Genomic DNA, 21,100 nt, shown 5'->3' with positions numbered 1-21,100 from the left:
CGCCATGCCGGCGTGAACCGTCAGCGCGGACGCCACGGCTGGCCGCGCACCGCCAGCCGACGCGCCAGCAGCGACGCCGCCAGCGAGGCCAGCGCCGAACTGAGCACGATCAGCGTCGCCATCGCGGCGGCGGCGGCGGTGTCGCCGGCATCGTCCATGGTCACGATGGCCACCGCCGCCAGGCTGCGCTCCGGCCCGGCGATGAACACCAGCGCCGACAGCGTGGTCATCGCCGACACGAACAGGAAGCGCGACACGTCCAGCAGCGCCGGCAGGCAAACCGGCAGCGTCACCCGGCGCAGCGTGATCCAGAACGGCACCTTCAGCGCGGCGGCCACCGCTTCGAACTCGCCGTCCATCTGCTTGAGCGCGGTGGCGATGGTCAGATGGGCGGTGGTGTAGAAGTGGACGACGGTGCAGGCCGTCATCAGCGCCAGGCCGCCATACAAGCCGTTGAGCGGATTGTCGGGGTGGTTGAAGAAGAACACGTAGCCCAGGCCCAGCACCAGGCCGGGCACCGCCATCGGCAGCATCGCCAACAGCCGCAGCGCGCCTCTCGCCAATGGCGCCGCCGGCAGCTTCTCGCAGCAGTAGGCGCCCAGAAATGCCAGCGCCACGCCGATCAGCGCGGTGGCGGCGGCCATTTCCAGGCTGTTGAAATACGCGCCCCAGCCGCCGCCGTCCACTTGGTCGAAACGGTAGTGGGCCAGCGTCAGGCTGAGGTCGTACGGCCAATACTTGATGAAGGAAGCCGCCACGCCGACGCCCATCAGCGCCAGCAACGGCATGGCCATGATCGCCAGCATGACGAGCGAGGCCGCGTCCCGCGCCGGGGTCCTGGACGGCGAAAACGGCGTCGACCGCGCCGACATGGCCGCGCGCTGGCGGCGCGACATCGCGCGCTCGATGAAACAGGACAGCACCGCCGGCAACAGCAGCATCAGCCCCACCACCGCGCCGCGCGGGAAGTTCTGCTGGCCCACCACCTGCTTGAACGCCTCGACCGCCAGCACATTGCAGTCGCCCCCCACCACCTTCGGCACGCCGAAATCGGTGAGCACCAACGTGAACACCAGCAGCGCCGACGACGCCAGGCCGTAGCGCGCGCCGGGCAGCGTGATGGTGGCGAAGCGCCGCCAGGCGCCGGCGCCCATCGCCCGCGCCGCCTCGTACAAGCGGGCGTCGGCGACAGACAGCGAGGTGAAAAGCAGCATGAAGGCATAGGGAAAGGCATAGAACGCCTCGCCGGCGACTATGCCCCAGAAACCGTAGATAGACCCGCCGTCCAGCCAGCCTTTCAACAGGCCCTGGTTGCCGAACAGGTAAACCAGCGAGATGGCCGGCAGCAGCGACGGCGCCAATAGCGGCAGCAGCGCGATCTGGCGGAACATCCCCCTGCCCGGCGCGCGGCTGCGGCATAGCGCCCAGGCGAAAACGAAAGCCGACGGCACCACCAGCGCCGACACCGTCAAGGCCAGCAGCAAGCTGTTGCCGGCGGCGCGCATCAGGCCGGGCGAAGCCAGCACCTCGGCGAAATTGTCGAGTCCGGCGAAACCGCCGTCCATGGTCAGCACCGATTTGCCGAGGATGAACAACAGCGGCAGGCCCAGCGCCAGCGCCAGGCATCCCAGCAGCGTCCAGGCCAGGACGGCGCCGGCCAGGCGTTCGCCATCCACGCGCAGGGCGGCGGGCAGCCATCGTCTCGCCAGGCTCAGCATGCCGCTTCTCCCGAATAGGCGCGCAGCTGCGCGGCCGGCAGCTCCACTGGCACGATCTCGCCCGGCAGCAGCGGCTGGCGGTTCAGCATCGACGGGCATACTTCGGCGCGCAGAATCAGGCCGGGCATGCCTTCGGGGCGCAAGCGCAGCCGCGTCATCGCGCCGCCGAAGGACACATCCTCCACCCGCGCCAGCAAGGTATTGGCCGCCGGTTCCCAGCGCGGCTTGACGATGATGTCTTCCGGCCGGATGAACAGCGTCAAGGCCGCGGCATCGGGCAGATCCCGCGTCAGGCTCAGCACGCAGCCGCCGACCGCCGCCTCCCGGCCGCCACGGCGCTCGGCCGGCAGCCAGTTGGCGTCGCCGACGAATTCGGCGACGAAGCGGCTGGCCGGGCTGCGGTAGATCTCGGCCGGCGTACCCGTCTGCTCGATCCGCCCGGCATTCATCACCACCACCCGGTCGGCGATGGACAAGGCCTCTTCCTGATCGTGGGTGACCATCAGCGTGGTGACGCCCAGCCGCCGCTGCAGGCCCTTCAGCTCCTCGCGCAGCTTGTCGCGCACCCGCGCGTCCAACGCCGACAACGGCTCGTCCAGCAGCAACAGGCCCGGCGAGGTGGCCAGCGCGCGCGCCAGCGCCACCCGCTGCTGCTGGCCGCCGGACAGCTGCGACGGGTATTTGCCTTCCGAGCCCGGCAGGCCGACGATATCCAGCAGCTCGCGCACGCGGCGGGCATGGCCGGCCTTGTCGCGGCGCGGCGTCAGGCCGTAGGCGATGTTGTCGGCCACGGTCAGATTGGGAAACAGCGCATAACTCTGGAACACGATGCCGTAGTCGCGCTTGGCCGGCGCCGCGCGGGTGATGTCGCGGCCGGACAGGCGGATCGCGCCGGCGTCCGGCTGGTCCAGCCCGGCGATCAGCCGCAGCAGCGTGGTCTTGCCGCAGCCCGAGGGGCCAAGCAGACAGACAAACTCGCCCTTGCGGATGGAAAGCGAGGCTTGATCCAAAGCGGTGAAGGCGCCGAAACGGCGGCTGAGCGCATGAACGGATAAATGCTCGGACAAGCCGGACAGGCTATCGACCGGTTTCATCGGGTGCTCCAGTAAGCTGAGACAATGCGTGAAACAAGCCGCCCCCGGCATGGGGGCGGCTGCGGGGCGGCAGTTCACTCCTTCGGCGCGGCCTTGCTTTCATAGCGGCGCGACCATTCCTTCAGGATGGCGTCGCGGTTCTTCGCGGCCCAGCCGAAGTTGTTCTTGGACAGCCGCTGCGAGTAGTCGACCGGGATGAAGGGGTTCTGCTTGGCCACGCCCGGCATCGCCAGCACCGCGTAGTTCTGCTCGTACAGCTTCATCGCCGGCAGGCTCACCGAAAAGTCGGCCAGCTTCCTGGCGGCTTCCAGGTTCTTGGTGCCCTTGATGATGGCGGTGGCTTCCAGATCCCAGCCCAAGCCTTCCTTCGGATAGATCAGGTCGATCGGCGCGCCCTTCTCCTTCAGCTGCGCGCCGCGATATTCGAAGGAAATGCCGATAGGATACTCGCCGGCGGCGGCCATCTTGCACGGCTTGGAGCCGGAATGGACGTACTGCGCCATATTGGCGTGCAGCCTGTCCATGTAGTCCCAGCCCTTCTTCTCCCCCAAGGTCTGCAGCCAGGCGGACACATCCAAATAGCCGGTGCCGGACGAGGCCGGATGCGGCATCACGATCTGGCCCTTGTAGACAGGTTTGGTCAAATCGGCCCAGCTCTCCGGCTTGGGCAGATTCTTTTTCGCCGCTTCCACCGTGTTGAAGCAGATGGCGGCGGCCCATACATCCATGCCCGTCCATTTCGGCGGTTTGGCCTTGTCGACGAACTGCGGGCTCAGCTTCTCCACGCCCTTGGGCGCATAGGCCTGCAGCATGCCCTGCTGGTCCAGGATCATCAGGCTGGTGGCCGCCAGGCCCCAAACCGCGTCGGCTTGGGGATGGTTTTTCTCCGACAGCAGCCGCGCGGTGATCACGCCTGTGGATTCGCGCACCCAGCGGATGTCGATGTCCGGATTGGCCTTCTCGAACGCCTCCTTGTAATCCTTCACCTGGTCCGCTTCCAACGCGGAGTAGACGGTCAGCGTGGTCTTGCCCAGCGCCAGCGGGGACAGCAGCCCGGATACGGCCAGGGCGGCCGCGACAGCCATCTGCTTTTTCATCGACAATGCTCCTAGGGTTAGACGTATAGACAAATTTATCTACACATCGGACTGATTGAAACAAAACAGCGCAACGATAAGCGCCGGCGATGACAGGGCGGTGAATCCAGCATGAAGCTTGTCTTGCCGCGCTAGACCTATGCGGACGGAAAGCCCCGCGGCTCTTATCTATAGTGAAGGCAGGACACAGGCGACGACAGATGAATACAACCCCGCACAGCCATACGGCGCGACAAATTTCCCGCTCTCAGGAAACCGCGCTTCGCTCGGTTTCCGCGAGAGGGAGCGATGGTTGACTACGCGCGATGAAAACGGCGGCCTGAGTCCGGGCGAAATCCGAGCTAACGGAGCGAAGCAGACATGAAGTCGAGACGCCTGTCGGACAGCATCATCATCCGCCTGCTGGCGCTATCCCTGGCGATCATGATCTTCGGCGTGCTGTCGCGTTACTACGCGCTGAGCTCGTTTCTGCGGCAGGATCTGGGCCAGGTCGTATCCGAGCAGCAACTGGCGCTGGCCGGCTACGTCGCCCACGACATCGACGACAAGATCAAGCAGCGCAAGGCCTTGCTGTCCCGCCTGGCCACCGCGCTGCCTCCCGAGCTGCTGGACCAGCCAGACGCCCTGCGCGCCTGGCTGAAGGAGCGTTACCAGTACCAGCCGCTATTCTCCATCGGCTTGTTCGTGGTGCGGCCGGACGGCCGCTCGATAGCCGATTACCCGGAAGTGCCGCACCGGATGCAGGTCAACTACGGCGACCGCGACTACATCCGGCAATCCCTGCAAGGCCGGTTCTACATCGGCAAGGCGATCACCGGCCGCAACTCGGGCGTGCCGGTGCTGCCGATGTCGGCGCCGGTGCAGGTGGGCGGCGAAGTGCAGGCGGTGCTGGTCGGCGTCACCGCCATCGCCGCGCCGGGTTTCCTCGACTTGCTGCAGGAGTCCCGGATCGGCGACCACCGCGACAGCTTCCTGCTGATTTCCCCGCGCGACCATCAGATCATCACCGCCTCTCAAAGCGAGCTGACGCTGCAGCCGACGCCGGAGCCGGGGCGCGACCCGATGCACGACAAGGCGATGGCCGGCTATCGCGGCGCGGCGGTGGCGGCCACGCCGCAGGGAGAGGAGGAAGTCCGCGCCATCGTGCAAGTGCCCAGCACCGGCTGGCTGGTCGTCGCCAAGCTGCCCGGCCGGGACGCCTTCGCCACCGTGGCCCGGGTGCAGAGCTTCACGCTGCGCCAGGCGCTGATCGCCTTCGTCGTGTTCTCGCTGCTGGCCTGCGGCGGCATGTACATCGTGCTGCGCCCGCTGTTCCGCGCCGCCCGCCACGCCGACCGCATGACGCGGGGCGAGTTGCCGCTGGAGCCCTTGCCGATACATCGCAAGGATGAAGTCGGCTATCTGATCGCCTCTTTCAACCGCCTGCTGCGCAAGCTGGAAGAAAAGCAGACGGAGCTGGCGCAGATGGCCCACCACGACCCGCTGACCGGCCTGCCCAACCGCTTGCTGCTGTCCGACCGGCTGCACGTGGCGCTGGCGCAGGCCCAGCGCCGGGAGACCCGGCTGGCGCTGCTGTTCATGGACCTGGACAACTTCAAGATGATCAACGACACCCTGGGCCACAAGGCCGGCGACAAGGTGCTGTGGCAGGCGGCGCAGCGCCTGGCAGGCACCGTGCGGCAGAGCGACACCCTGGCCCGGATAGGCGGGGACGAATTCGTGCTGCTGTTGAGCGACCTGGACGACAAGGCCGAGGATATCGCCCACACCGTGGCCGGCAAATGCCTGGAAGCCTTCGACTCGCCCTTTCTGGTCTCGGGCACCTCTTGTCACTTGGGCATCTCCATCGGCATCGCCATCGGCGACGGCTACAGCAATCCGGACAGCCTGCTGCAGGCGGCAGACCAGGCGATGTACCGCGTCAAGAAAACCGGCAGCAGCGGCAGCGCCACCATCCACCTTTAAGCATCAGGCGCAACCGCCGTCATATTCCAGACGTCATCCCGACCAATCGTTTTGCAATCCGCGAGATCTCTGTCATGAGGCTACTGCAAACAATCAAGGTAGGACCCAGACTTACCGTCTCCTTCATGGTGCTGCTGGCTTTCCTGCTGGCAATCGCCGCCAGCGTGTGGGCCGGGCTGGCCCGCATCGAACAGGCCACCCGCGTCATCGTCAGCGAGGATGCCAGCAAACAGCAGGCGGCGGCGGATCTGGACCGCTACTCGCAAAGCGCCGCCCTGCTGCTATTGCAGATTGTGTCCACTCCGGAGCAAGCGCAGCGCGTGCCGCTGTACGCGGCGATGGACAACGCCAACCGCAAGAGCAACGATGTGCTGCAAAGGCTGAAAGCGCTGCCATGGAGCGCGGAGCAGGCTGGCGCGCTGCAAAAGCTGGCCGATCTGCGCGCCGCCTACGTCAAGGCCTTCGGCGCTACCGTGGATTTGGTCGAAGCCAACGACCCGGCGGCCCTGGCCAAGCAATACGACAGCCAGACACGGCCTGCGCTGCAGGCGCTGCTCAGCGCCACCGCTGATCTGGCGGCAGTCCAGCAAAGCCACATGAACGCGGAAATGGCCGATGTGCTGTCGCTGATGGGCGCCACCCGCGGCTTGCTGCTGGGGTGCTGCGTCGCGGCCGCGCTGGCTGGATTGCTGCTCGCCTGGGGCGTCACCCGCAGCATTACCCAGCCGCTGGAGCACAGCGTGGCGGTATTGGGCTTGATGGCCCAGGGCGATCTGCGCAGCGAAGTCCATGCCGCCGGCAACGACGAAACGGCGCAAATGCTGCGTCGCATGGGTCGCATGCAGGCGGAACTGGCCACCCTGGTGCGCGAGCTGCGCACCTCGGCCGACGTGGTGGCGGATACCGCCTCCTCCACGCGCGGCAGCGCCGCGGAAGTGGCCGGCGGCGTAGAACGCCAGCAGGCGGAAATCCATCAGATCAACGGCGTGGTCGGCGACTTCGCCGCCAAGCTGGACCACGCCGCCGCCACCGCCGATCAAGCCAGGCGCCAGGCCAGGAACGCCGCCGAACTGGCGGACCGAGGACAAAGCCTGATCGAAACCGCCTCGCGCGAGATTGGCCTGATCGCCGAACAGATCCAGGGCAGCGCTGAATCGGTGGATACGCTGCGCCAGCGCGCCAATTCGATGCACGGCATGATTGAGTCGGTCACCGACATCGCCGAGCAAACCAATATGCTGGCGCTGAACGCCGCCATCGAGGCCGCCCGCGCCGGAGAAATGGGCCGCGGCTTCGCCGTGGTGGCGGACGAGGTGCGCAATCTGGCCGGGCGCACCGCCCAGGCCACGCGTGAAATCAATCATGTGATCGCCGCGATGGACAGCCAGACGTCCGAAGCGATGGCGCGCATCCAACAAGGGCATCGCGAAATGGCGCGCGGCGTGGCGCTGATCAGCGAGATCGTCGAGCCGCTAACCGAGCTGAAACGCGGCGCCACCGCCACGGTGGGCGAGCTGGACCGGCTGGCCGTCGATATCGAGCAACAAGTGCGGGAAAGCCAGGCCATCGCCGGCAGCGTGTCGAAAATCGCCCGCTCCGCCGACGAAAGCCTCAAAGCCAGCCAGGATGCCAGTCTCAGCAGCGGCCGGCTGCAGGAGGTCAGCGCCGCGTTGCAAACGCAGATTCGGCGCTTCGTAGTGGACAGCTGATCAGACCGGCTGGCGCGCCAGCAGGGCCAGCAAACACTCGCCGGCCTCGGCCAGCTGGCCGTCGTTCCACAGCACCTCGCACGCGGGCGGCGGCGCAAAGCTGCCCGCCTCCACCAGCCGGCGGGCGATTTCCTCGACCGACTCCCGGCCGCGCGCGGCCAAGCGCGCCGCCAACACGTCAGGACTGGCGGTGATCCACAGCGGACGCAACGTGGGAAAACAGCCAGCCGCCAGCGGCAGCATCGAACGCGAACCGTTCACCACCACGTCCAAGCCCTGCGCCAGCCACATCGCTACCTCCACGCCCAATCCATAAGCCAGGCCGTGCCGCCGCCAGCACAAGGCGAAACAGCCTCTCGCCTCGCGGGCAGCGAACTCTTCCGCGCTCAGCGCCACGTGGTTCTCGCCGCCGGCATCAGCCGGCCGGGTGATATAGCGGTGGGCGAACATCACGCCCGCGCCTGGCGGCAGATGCTGTCGCGCATAAGACAGCAGGCTGTCCTTGCCGGCGCCGGACGGACCGATCACATACCACAGCCTCCCCGATTCAACCGCCATAACGCATCACCTCGCCGTCAAAACCGCAGTAAGCCAGATAATGGAAGGGGCCGCCCTGCTCGCGCTCAACAAACACAGCGACGCCATCGACTGCGAGCGCGTGCAAAACGTCGGCGAAATGGCGGCGCGCGCCCTGCTCCAAGGCCTTGGCCTGCGGCGATTCCTTGGGCAGCGCATCCGATAGCGTCATGTGGAAGCGAAACTGTTCGAACACATAGGGATAGCCCCAACGCCGATGCAGCGCTTGCTGCCGCGCATCCAGGCCAGCGCGCGCCTTGAGCGGCGCGGTTCGGTCGGCCAAGGGTTCCAGCGCCACGGTGCAGGCCGCGGCCAGCTCGTCCAGCTCAGGCACCGCGCCCCCAGGGCGCAATGCCAGGAAACGATCCAGCCAATCCACTTGCAGACTCAACGCAAACGGCCGGAACGTGGCGGCCAACTCGGCCACATGCCGCAGCAGCGTGTCTGCCCGGACATCGATCCGCAGCAGAAACGGCGCTTTCAAGGTGGCGTGCCAGCCATAGCGGGCGGCATCCCGGGTCAGCGTCGCCAAAACGCCGGCATCGATGCCGTCGATCTCAGGCTGCGCCAGCGCCTTGCCGCTGGCGGCATCGCCGCCCAGCCACTGGCAACCGGCGCGCCACAGCGGGCTGCCGGGTTTGGGCGCGTAATACACGGCGTAGCGCGTCATTCCTGCTCCATCACCAGTTGCACCAGGTCGCCGTTGAAGCAGGTGACGCCGTACTGCACCGGCGCGCCGGCCGCATCGACATTCAGCGACTTCACGTGCAGCACCGGACGATTCTTGGGAATGCCCAGGTAGTCGACTGTTTCCGTGTCCGGCAAGCGGGCGGTAACGCGGGTGAAGCGGCGGGTGTAATCGGCCACGCCGCACTCGGCCAGCGCGCGCGTCACCGAGCGATGCCTCAGATAGGCTTCCGGCAAGCCAGGGAAACGGGAGGCGGGGAAGAACAGGGTCGCGTAATCCACCACCCGTCCCTCCACCTTGCTCAGGGTCTTGATGCGGTACAGCGTATCGCCCGCCGCCACCTGCAGCAGCTCCGCCAGCTCGGCATTGGCCGGCACGGTGTCGCTGTTCAGGATGTCGATGTCCGAGCTGAGATTCTGCCGCGCCATGTTCTGCGAGAAGCGCGTGCGCTTGCTGATCGCGTAGTCGATGGCGTTGTCTTGCACGAAAGTGCCGCGGCCCTGCTCCACCCGCAGCAGGCCGCGCTCCACCAGCGTGGCCACCGCGCGGCGTATGGTGTGGCGGTTGACGCCGAAGCGGTCCGCCAGCTGCAACTCGGTGGGCAGCTGCTGGCCAGCCTGCAATACGCCGCCGGCGATATCCGCCGCCAGCGTTTCTTCTATCTGTCGCCACACGGCGACGCCGGAACCCCTCTCAATCATCACCTTCCTCCGTTTCGGCTTTCATCTGCGCCCGCCTTGGAAATGTCACAAAAACTTCATCGCCGCGTGCTGTTTGTCCTTCGATGCCCGCCATTATCATGCATACGTCTATACGTTTATATGAATCTTTCTTGAACCATGAGGCACACGATGGACACCTCCACCCGACAGCGTTGGCTCTCCGCGCTGGCCAACAGCCCGCTCCCGCGGCTGCAGGGGCTGCTGGCGCCTGCCCTGCCTCCCGATGTCCGCTGGCTGCGCCGCGCCGAAACCGGCCTGATGATGCTGCAAGGACGCAGCGGCGGCAGCGGCGCCCGCTTCAATCTGGGCGAAATCAGCGTCAGCCGCGCCAGCTGCCAGATTGGCGGCCATGTCGGCCACGGCTGGGTGCGCGGCGGCGACGGCCGCCACGCCGAGCTGATCGCCCAGGCCGACGCGCTGCTGCAAGACCCGGCCCGCCAAGGCGAGCTGATGCTGGCGTGGATTGCGCCGCTGGAAAGGGAACTCACCGAGCGCCGCGCCGCCCGCTCGCGCGAGGCCGCCGCCAGCAAGGTCGAATTCTTCACCATGGTGCGGGGGGAATGACCATGCGCAGCGCTTTTGCCCACCCGGTGGACGATGCCCAGCAGACTTTCCGCGCCGTATTGAGCGCGATGGCCGAACCCTTGTCGCCGCGCGTGTTGCCGGTATTGCCGCCGGCGCTGCCCGGCCTGAAGGCCTCCACCGCCGCCCTGCTCTACACGCTGGCCGACCAGGACGTCTGCGTCTGGCTGCCGGCGCTGCCGGACGACACCGTCGCCAGCTTGCGCTTCCACACCGGCATGCGCGTGGCCGAGCTGCCGGAACAAGCCGACTTCATCGTCATCGCCGCCGGCATGCCGCTGCCGGACCTGATGTGCCTGAAAGCCGGCAGCGCAGAATATCCGGACCGCTCGGCCACGCTGCTGATCGAGGTGGATGGCTTCGGCGCGGACCAAGTGGAAGGCAGCGGCCCCGGTTTCGCCGCGCCGCGCCGCTTCAGCGCCGCCGGACTGCCCCGAGACTTCTGGCACGCGTGGCAAGTCAACCACGCCCGCTTCCCGCTAGGCGTGGACGCCGTGCTGATTTCCGACACCCACATCGCCGGCCTGCCGCGCAGCGTCCACATCCGGGAGGGTTGAGATGTATGTAGCCGTAAAAGGCGGAGAAACCGCCATCGCCCGCTCCTGGGACTTGCTGGCCGCCGCGCGCCGCGGCGACGAGGCCGCGCCGGAGCTGACCATCGATCAGATCCGCCAGCAGCTGCGCCTGGCCGTGGCCCGCGTGATGCAGGAAGGCTCGCTGTACGACGAGGAGCTGGCCGCGCTGGCGCTGAAACAGGCCAGCGGCGACAGCATAGAGGCCGTGTTCCTGCTGCGCGCCTTCCGCACCACCTTGCCGCGCTTCGGCCAGACGCTGCCGCTTAACACCGCCGCGATGCGGGTGCGCCGCCGCGTATCCGGCACCTTCAAGGATGTGCCGGGCGGCCAGATCCTCGGCCCCACCGCCGACTACACCCAGCGCCTGCTGGACTTCGGCCTGGCGGCAGCCGCGTCAAAGATCGAACTGGAGCAGGCCGCCGCGCCGCTGCCGGACGCGCTGCCCGGCGTGCTGCAGCTGTTGGACCGCGAGGGCCTGATCGAGGCCGACCAGCCCCCGGAAGGCGACCCGGAGCCGGTGGACCTGACCCGCGAGCCGCTGATGTTCCCCGCCGGCCGCCCGGCGCGGCTGCAAAATCTGGCGCGCGGCGACGAGGGCTGGCTGCTGGGCCTCGCCTACTCCACCCAGCGCGGCTATGCCGAGAGCCATCCCTTCGCCGGCGAGATCCGCATGGGCGAAGTCAGCGTGACGGTCTGCCCGGAGGAGCTGGGCTTCGAGATCGACATCGGCGAGATCACGCTGACCGAGTGCCAGATGATCAACCAGTTCGCCGGCAGCAAGACCGCGCCGCCGCAATTCACCCGCGGCTACGGCCTGAGCTTCGGCGAGGCCGAGCGCAAGGCGATGGCGATGGCGCTGGTAGACCGCAGCCTGCGCGCCGAGGAGCTGGGCGAAACCGCCCACGCGCCGGCGCAGCAAGGCGAATTCGTGCTCTATCACAGCGACAACGTCGAAGCCTCCGGCTTCGTCCAGCACCTCAAGCTGCCGCATTACGTGGACTTCCAGGCCGAGCTGGCGCTGATCCGCCAGCTGCGCGCCGCCGCCGATCAGGAGAAGACCGATGACTGACGCCCGCGACGATCGCTACAACTTTGGCTTCCTCGACGAAAACACCAAGCGCATGCTGCGCCGCGGCCTCTTGAAAGCCGTGGCGATTCCCGGCTACCAGGTGCCGTTCGGCAGCCGCGAAATGCCGCTGCCCTACGGCTGGGGCACCGGCGGCATCCAGCTGACCGCCAGCGTGATCGGCCGCGACGATGTGCTCAAAGTCATAGACCAGGGCGCCGACGACACCACCAACGCCGTCAACATCCGCCGCTTCTTCGGCCGCGTGGCCGGCGTCGCCACCACCACGGCCACCCGCGACGCGACGCTGATCCAGACCCGCCACCGCATCCCGGAAACGCCGCTGAAACCTGGCCAGATCATGATCTTCCAGGTGCCGGAGCCGGAGCCACTGCGCACGCTGGAGGCCAGCGAGGTGGAGACGCGCAAGCTGCACGCGCACCAGGAATACGGCCTGATGCACGTCAAGCTGTACGAGGACATCGCCCGCTTCGGCCACATCGCCACCAGCTACGACTACCCGGTGATGGTGAACGACAGGTATCTGGCCTCGCCGTCGCCGATCCCGAAGTTCGACAACCCCAAGCTGAACATGAGTCCGGCCTTGCTGCTGTTCGGCGCCGGCCGCGAAAAGCGCCTGTACGCGATTCCGCCCTACACCAAGGTGGAAAGCCTGGCCTTCGACGACCATCCGTTTACCGCGCAGACCTGGGAGCAAGGCTGCGCGCTGTGCGGTTCGCATGACAGCTACCTGGACGAAATCGTCACCGACGACGCCGGCAGCCGGATGTTCGTTTGTTCCGACACTGATTATTGCCAGCGGGAGAAACAAGCATGATGGCGCCCATCCTCACGGTGAGCGGGCTGAGCAAGGACTACGGCAACGGCCAGGGCTGCTTCGACGTCAATTTCGAGCTGTACCCGGGCGAGGTGCTGTGCATCGTCGGCGAATCCGGCTCCGGTAAATCGACGCTGCTGTCCACCCTGGCTGGCCGCCTGGCCGCCGACGCCGGCAGCGTGCGCTTCGCCGACCGCGACGGCGCGACGCACGAGCTGACCCGCCTGCCCGAGGCCGAACGGCGTCGGCTGGCGCGCAGCGAATGGGGCTTCGTCACCCAGCACGCCCGCGACGGCCTGCGCATGGGCGTCTCCGCCGGCGCCAACGTCAGCGAGCGGCTGATGGCGCTGGGCCAACGCCATTACGGCCGGCTGCGGCAAACCGCCGGCGACTGGCTGGAAAAAGTGGAGATAGACCGCGCGCGACTGGACGACAAGCCGTCCGCCTTCTCCGGCGGCATGCAGCAGCGGTTGCAGATCGCCCGCAATCTGGTGACGCAGCCGCGGCTGGTGTTCATGGACGAGCCCACCGGCGGCCTGGACGTGTCGGTTCAGGCGCGCTTTCTCGATCTGACCCGCCGCCTGGTGCGCGACGCCGGCATCGCCGTCATCATGGTGACGCATGATCTGGGCGTGGCGCGGCTGCTGGCCCAGCGCACGCTGGTGATGCAGAAGGGCCGCGTGGTGGAGGCCGGCCTCACCGACCAGATCCTCGACGACCCGCAACACCCGTACAGCCAGTTGCTGGTGTCTTCCATCCTGCAGGCCTGAAATCATGAATCTATTGATAGACGCGCAAAATCTGAGCAAGACCTTCACCCTGCATCAACAGGGCGGGCTGCGGCTGCCGGTACTGACCGATGTCTCGCTGCAGGCGGCCGCCGGCGAATGCGTGGCGCTGGCCGGCCCATCCGGCGCCGGCAAGAGCACGCTCCTGAAGGCGCTGTACGCCAACTACCTGGTCGAAAACGGCCGCATCGGCGTGTTCCACCAAGGCGCATGGGTGGACATGGCCCGCGCGCTGCCACATGAAATCGCTGCCGTGCGCCGCCATACGCTGGGCTATGTCAGCCAGTTTCTGCGGGTGATTCCGCGGGTGTCGGCGCTGGATATCGTCGCAGAGCCGCTGCGCGAATGGGGCGCCGCCGACGCCGAGGCGCGGCAGGCCGCCGGCGAATGGCTGGCGCGGCTGAACATCGCCGAGCGGCTGTGGGGCCTGCCGCCGGCCACCTTCTCCGGCGGCGAGCAGCAGCGGGTCAACATCGCGCGCGGCATGATCGCGCCGCGGCCGATACTGCTACTGGACGAGCCCACTGCATCCCTCGACGCCGCCAACCGCGAGGTGGTGGTCCAACTGATGCGCGAAGCGCTGGCGCGCGGCGCGGCGCTGATCGGCATCTTCCACGACACGCCCACCCGCGACGCCATCGCCAGCCGCGTGTTCCAGGTCCCCTTGGCGCAACAAACGGAAATCGCAGCATGAAACAGATTCTGAACCATGCCCGCATCGTGCTGGCCGACCGCGTGATCGAAAACGGCGCGCTGGAAATTGAGAACGGCCTGATCGCCGCCATTCACGAACAGCCGCAGCCTGCTGGCGAAAACCTGGCCGGCGCGCTGCTGCTGCCCGGACTGGTGGAAATCCACACCGACAATCTGGAAAAACACCTGATGCCGCGCAACGGCGTGCTGTGGCCGATTCTGCCGGCGGTGATCACCCACGACGCCCAATGCGTGGCCGCCGGCATCACCACCGTGCTGGACGCGCTGGCGGTGGGCGATCTGGAAGGCGAAAGCGTGCGGCTGGACACGCTGCACAGCTCCTTCCAGGCGATAGATCAGGGCATGCGCGAAGACGCGCTGCGCGCCGACCACCTGTTCCACCTGCGCTGCGAGCTGGCCTATCCGGGACTGCTGGACGAGCTGGCGCCGCTGATCGCCCACCCGGCGGTGAAGCTGGTTTCGGTGATGGACCACACGCCGGGCCAGCGCCAGTACCGCGATTTGGAGCAGTACAAGAAGTACTACGGCAAGAAGAAAGTCGGCTGGAACGAAGACACCTTCCTCGCCGCCGTGGCGGAGCGCAAAGCCAAGCAGACCGAATTCGCCGGCCGCCACAAGCAGGCGGTGGTGGAGATGGCCCGGGCGCGCGGCATCGCGCTGGCCAGCCATGACGACACCGACGAGGCGCATATCGAGGATGCGCTGCGCGACGGCGTGGCGATTTCGGAATTCCCCACCACGCGGGAAGCGGCTGCGGCGGCCAGGCGGCATGGCCTCGCCACCGTGATGGGCGCGCCCAATGTGGTGCGCGGCGGCTCCCACTCCGGCAATGTGGCGGCGCTGGAGTTGGCACGACACGGCCTGTTGGACATCCTGTCGTCCGATTACGTGCCGGCCAGCCTGCTGCACGGCGCCTGGCTGCTGCACACGCAGGCGGGCTGGAACCTGCCGCGCGCCATCGCCGCCGTCAGCCTGAACCCAGCGCGCGCGGTGGGCCTCGCCGACCGCGGCGACATCGCCGTCGGCCAGCGCGCAGATCTGGTGGCGATGACGGCGCGCGGCGATGTGCCGCTGGTGCGCAGCGTATGGAAGCTGGGCGGGAGGGTGTTCTGATGTTCGACGCCATCGCCGCGCTGCGGCAACTATACCGCGAACACGGCGCGCGCCATTACGGCGAGGCGGTTTCGCAGTTCGACCACGCGATCCAGGCCGCCGCGCTGGCGCGCGACGCCGGTTGCGACGATGAGCTGACGCTGGCCGCCTTCCTGCACGACGTCGGCCACCTGCTGGAGCACGACGGCGTGGACACAATGGGCGACTACGGCGTGATGGCCCACGACCAGCTGGCGCGCGACTACCTGCTGCAGCTGGGTTTCTCGCCCCGGCTGGCGCGGCTGGTCGGCATGCACGTCGAAGCCAAGCGCTACCTGTGCGCGGTCGATCCGGCGTATCTGGCGGCGCTGTCGCCGGCCAGCGCCGCCACGCTGGGCTACCAGGGCGGACCGATGCGCGCGGACGAGGCCGACGCCTTCTCGCGCCTGCCGGACCTGGCCGACATCCTGGCGCTGAGAAAGCTCGACGAGGCGGCCAAGGACGGCGGCTGGAGCTTGGACGCGGCCGACTGGGTGTGGCCGCTGATGGCCGGCCATCTGGCCAAGCAGCGCCCAGGCGCGTAGTCGCCGTTACCCACTCACCACGCCAGCGGCCCCTTCTCGCCGTTGGCGTGCTCGCCGTAGTACAGCGAAGGCAGGAAGCGCGCCAGGCTGCTGAATTCATTGTAACAATGCTGCATCAGGCCCAGCCCCAGCTCGTCCGGCACCGGCGACGCGCCGCCCAGCACGAAGCGGCTGCGCAGCACCGCGCCATGAGGCTTGTCGCGCGCCAGATGGATCATCTCGCCGTCCAGCGGGTCGCCGTCGGCCGCCAGCCTGGGTTCGTCGCCGAAAGCGATCCGCGCGCACACCAGCCCGGACACCGCCTGCTCGCGCCTCGCCCGCGCCAGCGCGTCGGCCGTGAAGAAGTCCGCCGGCTCGTGAAACTTCAGCACCGCCGTCACCGGCGGGAAATCGCCCAGCGACTCTTCGGCGCGGACGCAGGCGCCGACATAGCTCTCGCCCCGCCGCCAATGCTGATCCCAGCCATGCATTCGGTGATGGTCGTGCGGATGCCACCAACGGATGTGCTGGGTGGTTTCAAAGAACTTGAACCACCACTCCAGCATGCGACCGGCGCAGCCGGGCAGCTCGGTTCTCACTGCCACCAGCAGCCGGCCGTCGTCCAGCCGGCGGATGCCGGTTTCCAGCGGCAGTGGGCGCGGCGACAGCATTTCATCATGCGTGGATATCCGATTCTGAGCGTTCACAGTACACTCCTCGCTGTTTGATCGTCGTAACCGGCGGCAGTGCCGGAAAATTAGGAAACGATATACGTTTCCATACTCAAACAGCATGAGAAGCCATGTCAAGCTCACCAGACCTTTCCCTGTCCTCCAGTACGGTTCCCCGACCACGCGGACGCCCCGCGTCGCCGGAACTGGCGCTGCGCCGCCAGATATTGCAAGCCGCGACCGAGCTGCTGCTGGGCGACGGCTACCGGGCATTGAGCATAGAGGCGGTGGCCAGACGCGCCGGCGTGGCCAAGAAGACGGTGTACCGTTTCGCCGACAACCGGGAGCGGCTGCTGGCGGCCATTGTCGACGACTGGACCGCCGGGCTGGTCTGCGCGGTGGATATGCCGCAAGACGACACCGATCTGCCTCGGGCGCTGGAAGCGCTGCTGCTGTCCATCGCCGAACGGGTGCTGTCGGCGGAAGCGGTGGGAATGTTCAAGCTGCTGATCAACGATTTTCCCGGCCGCGGACAGGCGCTGGCGGCGTATACCGGGCACGGCATCCGCCACAGCGCGTCGCTGCTGGCAGACTGGCTGGCCGAATACCGGCGCCGCGGCCTGCTGACAATGGACGATCCGGCAACCTGCGCCGAATTGATGCTGGCGATGGCCATCGCCGAGCCGCTGCGCCAGATGGCCCTCGGCCTGACCGCCCCCGGCGTCGACGCAGCCCTGCGCGCCCGCATGCGATCGGTGGTGCGGCTGTGCTACGAGGGGATGCGGCCGGCAGGCTAGCCGGTGGCGATCACCGCGGCCAAGGCCAGCTCCTCAGCCGTGGCCGGTTCGAACCGGGCCTCCATCGCATCGAACATCGCCGGCGTCACCTCGAAGGAGAAGCTACCGCCGCAGGCGACTGGATCAGCGCTTGAGCAGCGCCATGCCCTCCGACCGAGGCGCGGTGGGCTCGAAACCGAACTGGGCGTACAGATGCTTGGCGTCGCCGTCGGCGATCAGGCTGACGTAGGCGCTGGCCGGCAGTTCGCGGTCGATATAGCCGCGGATCGCCGCCATGATCCGCTTGCCCAGCCCACGGCCCTGATGCGCCGGCAGCACGGCGATGTCGACCACCTGGTAGAAACTGCCGCCATCGCCTATCAAGCGGCCCATGCCGACGGTTTCACCGCCATGGCGCAGCTGCACCGCGAACCGCGTGCCGGCCAAACCGCGGCGGGCGGCCTCCTCGGTCTTGGGGCTGAGGCCGGCTTCGGCCCGCAAGCGGCGGTAGGTGTCGACATCGGGCACCGCCTCGATCAAGGCGTAATCATCGCTGTTCGAAATAAAGGCCGGCACGGCGGCGGAAGATGAGAAGTTCAGCGGGCGCTGCATCAGCACTTCGTCCAGGCTGCGGCCATCCAGCATCACTGCGCCGGGAATCAGCCCCACGCGACGGAAGCCGAACGACTGGTACAAGGCCTTGGCCGGCGCGTTTTCCGCATGCACCACCAGCTCCAGCGACAACAGCCCCGGCAGCTTGGCGGCCTCGTCCAGCACCGCCTGCATCAGGCCGCGCGCCACGCCCCTGCCGCGGCACTCCGGCCGGGTGAACACACCTTGCACCGTCGCGCGGTGGCGGATCTTGGGCCGAACATCGCGCCGCAGCGCGGCCACGCCGACCAGCGAGCCGTCGATGAAAGCGCCCACCACCCGCTGCGCGTCGCCGGGCTCGATCTGGCACTGGATGGCTTCCCGGCTCAGCACCGCGATTTCGGCGGCATCGGCGTGGATGGACGCCGGATCGTGGCTGGCGGCCGCGACGCGGATCGCCTGGTAGGCGTCGGCGTCGGCCGCGTTCAGCAGGCGGATCGACAGCCCGCCGTTCACAGCGGCAGCCGCCATGCTACTTCGCCGCCGTCGCTTCGCCGGCCGCGCAAGTGAAGCTGCTATAACTGACCGACTTGACCTTGCCCTGACCGCAGGTCTTCAGCGCCTGCTCCGTCATCCGCTGCAGCTGGGCCGCGTCGCGGTAGCCGTCGGTATTGCCGATCACGCAGGCGGACAAGCCCCACGCGCACATCATTGCCAATGCCAGTTGTTTCATTTCGCCTCTGCCTGGATATCGAGTCATGCAATTGACCGGACGGTCAAAAATGCAAACATCCTAACAGGCGATGCCCGACAAAGCCACCTCGCGCGCCGCGCGCTGCCGCTTCAGCCGCTCCGACAACAGCGGGCCCGAACAGTGTTCGGCGCCCATCCGCTGGGCCAGGCCCAGCATGTTCTGACAGACGATGTCCTCCACCGCCAGCGCGAAACCCTGCTCCACCAGCTGCGGGGCCAGCTGCAGCAACTGGTCGCGCACGCGGGGATACATCACCGCCCGGCTCATGAAGCGCGGGGCCAGCGCCAGTCCGTCCGGCTCCAGCCGCCACAGCCGCAGCAAATCCTGTCCGCCGGCGCCGAAGTCGCCCAGCGCCAGCCGATGGCCGTGCTGGCGGTAGCGCCGCAGCAGCGACAGCCCCAGCTCCCCGGTGCGCTCGTCCAGGAACAGCAGCATCTGCGACAGATTGGCCGGAAATTCCAGCATTTCCAGCAGGCGGGCGGTGAAGTCGACGATGCGGTCGCTGTAGGCGTGGCAGATGCGCGGGTCGACGTCTATCCGCAGCGGCAGGTGGCGACCATTGCGCCCCAGATGGTTGAGCACGTGCAGCACGCGGATCAGTTTGAGCAGCGCCACCGCCTTGGTCTCGCCGTAATTCATCGCGAACAACCAGTTGGCCGGCAGCGCCTGGCCGAACTGGCCGAAGATGCGCAGCCGCGCCGCGTACTGCTGCAGCTGGCAACGCCCGTCCCTGACCTTGGCTTGCGGGATGAAGCTGCTGCACAGCCACCAGCCGTCGAAGCTGGCGAAGACTTCCTGTTCATTCCACTGCAGCTTGATCTGCACGCCCTCCTGCTGCAGCAGTTGCTGACAGGCGGCCAGCATCGCGGGCGCAAAGCCGGCTGGCAGGGCTTTGGCGGGCTTGAATCGTTTCATGACCGGACCCCGAGTGGTGGAATTGGCGCCACTATAGCCCCGGCCGTGACAAGGTCATATACGATTTGCCGATAAGCCTATCTGTTTTTCCGGAATGGCTCTTTTGCCGTATTTTCGATATCGATTGCAGATTTTCTTGTTTCCCGGCTGCGGCGAGCCCTGTCTACAGTGATCCCCATCAAAACATTCACCATCACGGGAAAGAAAGCCATGCGCCCCCTGCACCGCCTCGCCATCACCCTGCTGCTCGCCGGCAGCGCCTCCGCCTTCGCCGATGTCACCCTGCTCAACGTCTCCTACGATCCGACGCGCGAGCTCTACCAGGACTACAACGCCGCTTTCGCCAAGTACTGGAAGGCCAAGACCGGCGAGACCGTCACCGTCAAGCAGTCTCACGGCGGCTCCGGCAAGCAGGCGCGCTCGGTGATAGACGGCCTGGATGCCGACGTGGTGACGCTGGCGCTGGCCTACGATATCGATGAAATCGCCAGCCAGGCCAAGTCCATCGCGCCCAACTGGCAGAAACGGCTGCCCAACAACGCGTCACCCTACTCGTCCACCATCGTGTTCCTGGTGCGCAAAGGCAATCCCAAGCACATCAAGGACTGGAACGATCTGGTCAAATCCGGCGTGGAAGTGGTGACGCCCAACCCGAAGACCGGCGGCGGCGCGCGCTGGAACTACCTGGCGGCCTGGGGCTACGCGCTGAAGCAGCCCGGCGGCAACGACGCCAAGGCCAAGGACTTCGTCAAAAAACTGTACGGCAACGTCAAGGTGCTGGACTCCGGCGCGCGCGGCTCGCTGATCACCTTCACCCAGCGCGGCATCGGCGACGTGCTGTTGTCGTGGGAGAACGAGGCCTTCCTCGCCACCAAGGAGCTGGGGCCGGACAAGTTCGACATCGTCACCCCGTCCGTCTCCATCCTGGCGGAACCGCCGGTCAGCGTGGTGGACAAGGTGGCGGACAAGCGCGGCACCCGCAAGGCGGCCGAAGCCTATCTGCAGTATCTGTACAGCCCGGAAGGCCAGGAGCTGGCGGCCAAGCACTACTACCGTCCGCGCGATCCCAAAGTAGCGGCCAAGTACGCCGGCCAATTCAGCAAGGTGAAGCTGTTCACCATCGACCAGACCTTCGGCGGCTGGCAGAAGGCGCAGAAAACCCACTTCGCCGACGGCGGCGTGTTCGACCAGATCGTCGCGCGCTGAGGCACACCCCCTTAAGCCGAGCAACGTCTTAAGCGCCTATTCAAAGTCACTTTTTCAAAGGGCATAACAAGGCTAGGTGGGGCGAGATGCAAACTGGCGTTGCGCTTCACTCGTAGTGCCACCATGGCTGCCATTTCTGGCTACGTCTAATTAAGCATGAGAATGTTTTTGCAGATGGTTGCCGATTTCTGTAGAAGCGGCGGAGTAGAAGGGGAAATCGGGTCGAAATTAGACAGCGCGGCCTAATATTCTGCCCAAAATGCACCAAGGGCTTACGAAAATTAATTCGTAAGCCCTTGATTTTATTGGTGCCGGCGGCAGGAATCGAACTCGCGACCCCCTGATTACAAGTTAGTGCGCAAAACCGCGCCGAGCATGGATTTCAGGCATGTTTCAGTTC

Annotated in this window: 22 protein-coding genes; 12 read left to right on the top strand and 10 right to left on the bottom strand. The window is 66.8% G+C overall.

Annotation, left to right across the window (positions count from 1 at the left end):
• Window positions 1-20 precede the first annotated feature (20 nt).
• The 3 genes from ACY3GB_RS01680 to ACY3GB_RS01670 all read right to left on the bottom strand — a co-directional run bounded on the left by ACY3GB_RS01680 (window position 21) and on the right by ACY3GB_RS01670 (window position 3,909).
• On the bottom strand, window positions 21-1,718 hold the full coding sequence (locus tag ACY3GB_RS01680; protein ID WP_463087187.1) for a putative 2-aminoethylphosphonate ABC transporter permease subunit: 1,698 nt from the start codon (window positions 1,716-1,718) through the stop codon (window positions 21-23).
• On the bottom strand, window positions 1,712-2,812 hold the full coding sequence (locus ACY3GB_RS01675) for a putative 2-aminoethylphosphonate ABC transporter ATP-binding protein (protein WP_463087186.1): 1,101 nt from the start codon (window positions 2,810-2,812) through the stop codon (window positions 1,712-1,714). Before ACY3GB_RS01675 ends, ACY3GB_RS01680 begins: the two co-directional genes overlap by 7 nt.
• A gap of 74 nt (window positions 2,813-2,886) precedes the next feature.
• The gene (locus tag ACY3GB_RS01670) at window positions 2,887-3,909 is read right to left on the bottom strand and encodes a putative 2-aminoethylphosphonate ABC transporter substrate-binding protein (protein ID WP_463087185.1); all 1,023 of its coding nucleotides are present in this window, start codon (window positions 3,907-3,909) and stop codon (window positions 2,887-2,889) included.
• Between the two features lie 360 nt (window positions 3,910-4,269).
• Between ACY3GB_RS01670 and ACY3GB_RS01665 the strand changes: the two genes are divergently transcribed.
• Together ACY3GB_RS01665 and ACY3GB_RS01660 are read left to right on the top strand one after the other, a co-directional pair.
• Window positions 4,270-5,874, top strand: coding sequence for a diguanylate cyclase domain-containing protein (locus ACY3GB_RS01665; RefSeq protein ID WP_463087184.1), 1,605 nt, complete (start codon window positions 4,270-4,272; stop codon window positions 5,872-5,874).
• 74 nt (window positions 5,875-5,948) lie between these two features.
• Entirely contained in the window at window positions 5,949-7,583 is a 1,635-nt protein-coding gene (locus ACY3GB_RS01660) for a methyl-accepting chemotaxis protein (RefSeq protein WP_463087183.1), read from the top strand.
• On the opposite strand, the gene phnN is transcribed toward ACY3GB_RS01660, so the two are convergent.
• The 3 genes from phnN to phnF are packed head-to-tail and all read right to left on the bottom strand — an operon-like array spanning window position 7,584 to window position 9,548.
• A complete protein-coding gene (gene phnN, locus ACY3GB_RS01655) occupies window positions 7,584-8,141 on the bottom strand; it encodes a phosphonate metabolism protein/1,5-bisphosphokinase (PRPP-forming) PhnN (RefSeq protein ID WP_463087182.1) in 558 nt (185 codons plus the stop codon).
• Window positions 8,131-8,829 carry a DUF1045 domain-containing protein gene (locus ACY3GB_RS01650; protein ID WP_463087181.1) on the bottom strand — a complete coding sequence of 233 codons (699 nt, stop codon included), beginning with the start codon at window positions 8,827-8,829 and terminating at the stop codon, window positions 8,131-8,133. The genes phnN and ACY3GB_RS01650 overlap by 11 nt, the downstream gene beginning before the upstream one ends.
• Window positions 8,826-9,548: a phosphonate metabolism transcriptional regulator PhnF gene (gene phnF, locus ACY3GB_RS01645; protein WP_463087180.1), complete on the bottom strand. Its 723-nt coding sequence runs from the start codon at window positions 9,546-9,548 to the stop codon at window positions 8,826-8,828. The genes ACY3GB_RS01650 and phnF overlap by 4 nt, the downstream gene beginning before the upstream one ends.
• Window positions 9,549-9,698: 150 nt before the next feature.
• Between phnF and phnG the strand changes: the two genes are divergently transcribed.
• Genes phnG through ACY3GB_RS01605 form a run of 8 tightly spaced genes read left to right on the top strand, consistent with a single transcriptional unit; the run spans window position 9,699 to window position 15,808 of the window.
• Entirely contained in the window at window positions 9,699-10,133 is a 435-nt protein-coding gene (phnG, locus tag ACY3GB_RS01640) for a phosphonate C-P lyase system protein PhnG (protein ID WP_463087179.1), read from the top strand.
• 2 nt (window positions 10,134-10,135) lie between these two features.
• Complete coding sequence (phnH, locus tag ACY3GB_RS01635; protein ID WP_463087178.1) at window positions 10,136-10,708, top strand: phosphonate C-P lyase system protein PhnH; 573 nt, start codon at window positions 10,136-10,138, stop codon at window positions 10,706-10,708.
• Between the two features lies 1 nt (window position 10,709).
• Window positions 10,710-11,795: a carbon-phosphorus lyase complex subunit gene (locus ACY3GB_RS01630; protein WP_463087177.1), complete on the top strand. Its 1,086-nt coding sequence runs from the start codon at window positions 10,710-10,712 to the stop codon at window positions 11,793-11,795.
• Window positions 11,788-12,630: an alpha-D-ribose 1-methylphosphonate 5-phosphate C-P-lyase PhnJ gene (locus ACY3GB_RS01625; RefSeq protein ID WP_463087176.1), complete on the top strand. Its 843-nt coding sequence runs from the start codon at window positions 11,788-11,790 to the stop codon at window positions 12,628-12,630. Before ACY3GB_RS01630 ends, ACY3GB_RS01625 begins: the two co-directional genes overlap by 8 nt.
• Window positions 12,627-13,400 carry a phosphonate C-P lyase system protein PhnK gene (gene phnK / locus ACY3GB_RS01620; RefSeq protein WP_463087175.1) on the top strand — a complete coding sequence of 258 codons (774 nt, stop codon included), beginning with the start codon at window positions 12,627-12,629 and terminating at the stop codon, window positions 13,398-13,400. The genes ACY3GB_RS01625 and phnK overlap by 4 nt, the downstream gene beginning before the upstream one ends.
• 4 nt (window positions 13,401-13,404) lie before the next feature.
• The gene (phnL, locus tag ACY3GB_RS01615) at window positions 13,405-14,112 is read left to right on the top strand and encodes a phosphonate C-P lyase system protein PhnL (RefSeq protein WP_463087174.1); all 708 of its coding nucleotides are present in this window, start codon (window positions 13,405-13,407) and stop codon (window positions 14,110-14,112) included.
• The gene (locus ACY3GB_RS01610; RefSeq protein ID WP_463087173.1) at window positions 14,109-15,245 is read left to right on the top strand and encodes an alpha-D-ribose 1-methylphosphonate 5-triphosphate diphosphatase; all 1,137 of its coding nucleotides are present in this window, start codon (window positions 14,109-14,111) and stop codon (window positions 15,243-15,245) included. The genes phnL and ACY3GB_RS01610 overlap by 4 nt, the downstream gene beginning before the upstream one ends.
• Window positions 15,245-15,808 carry a phosphonate degradation HD-domain oxygenase gene (locus ACY3GB_RS01605; protein ID WP_463087172.1) on the top strand — a complete coding sequence of 188 codons (564 nt, stop codon included), beginning with the start codon at window positions 15,245-15,247 and terminating at the stop codon, window positions 15,806-15,808. Before ACY3GB_RS01610 ends, ACY3GB_RS01605 begins: the two co-directional genes overlap by 1 nt.
• 14 nt (window positions 15,809-15,822) lie before the next feature.
• Here the strand turns inward: ACY3GB_RS01605 and ACY3GB_RS01600 are convergent, their stop codons facing one another.
• Window positions 15,823-16,494: a DAPG hydrolase family protein gene (locus ACY3GB_RS01600; RefSeq protein WP_463087171.1), complete on the bottom strand. Its 672-nt coding sequence runs from the start codon at window positions 16,492-16,494 to the stop codon at window positions 15,823-15,825.
• Window positions 16,495-16,589: 95 nt separating this feature from the next.
• On the opposite strand from ACY3GB_RS01600, the gene ACY3GB_RS01595 reads away from it, so the two are divergent.
• Window positions 16,590-17,255, top strand: coding sequence for a TetR/AcrR family transcriptional regulator (locus tag ACY3GB_RS01595; RefSeq protein WP_463087170.1), 666 nt, complete (start codon window positions 16,590-16,592; stop codon window positions 17,253-17,255).
• A gap of 123 nt (window positions 17,256-17,378) precedes the next feature.
• Here ACY3GB_RS01595 and ACY3GB_RS01590 read toward each other — a convergent pair whose 3' ends face one another.
• From ACY3GB_RS01590 to ACY3GB_RS01580, 3 genes are read right to left on the bottom strand one after another with little or no spacing between them, the layout of a single operon-like run.
• A complete protein-coding gene (locus tag ACY3GB_RS01590; RefSeq protein ID WP_463087169.1) occupies window positions 17,379-18,356 on the bottom strand; it encodes a GNAT family N-acetyltransferase in 978 nt (325 codons plus the stop codon).
• A 1-nt stretch (window position 18,357) separates the two neighbouring features.
• Entirely contained in the window at window positions 18,358-18,558 is a 201-nt protein-coding gene (locus ACY3GB_RS01585; RefSeq protein ID WP_463087168.1) for a hypothetical protein, read from the bottom strand.
• 60 nt (window positions 18,559-18,618) lie between these two features.
• Complete coding sequence (locus tag ACY3GB_RS01580; protein WP_463087167.1) at window positions 18,619-19,494, bottom strand: EAL domain-containing protein; 876 nt, start codon at window positions 19,492-19,494, stop codon at window positions 18,619-18,621.
• 210 nt (window positions 19,495-19,704) lie between these two features.
• Between ACY3GB_RS01580 and ACY3GB_RS01575 the strand changes: the two genes are divergently transcribed.
• Entirely contained in the window at window positions 19,705-20,700 is a 996-nt protein-coding gene (locus tag ACY3GB_RS01575) for a sulfate ABC transporter substrate-binding protein (protein ID WP_463087166.1), read from the top strand.
• Window positions 20,701-21,100 lie beyond the last annotated feature (400 nt).

The sequence above is a fragment of the Chromobacterium sp. Ag138 genome (genome assembly GCF_055181315.1).
This window is presented reverse-complemented; position numbering and strand designations above follow the sequence as displayed.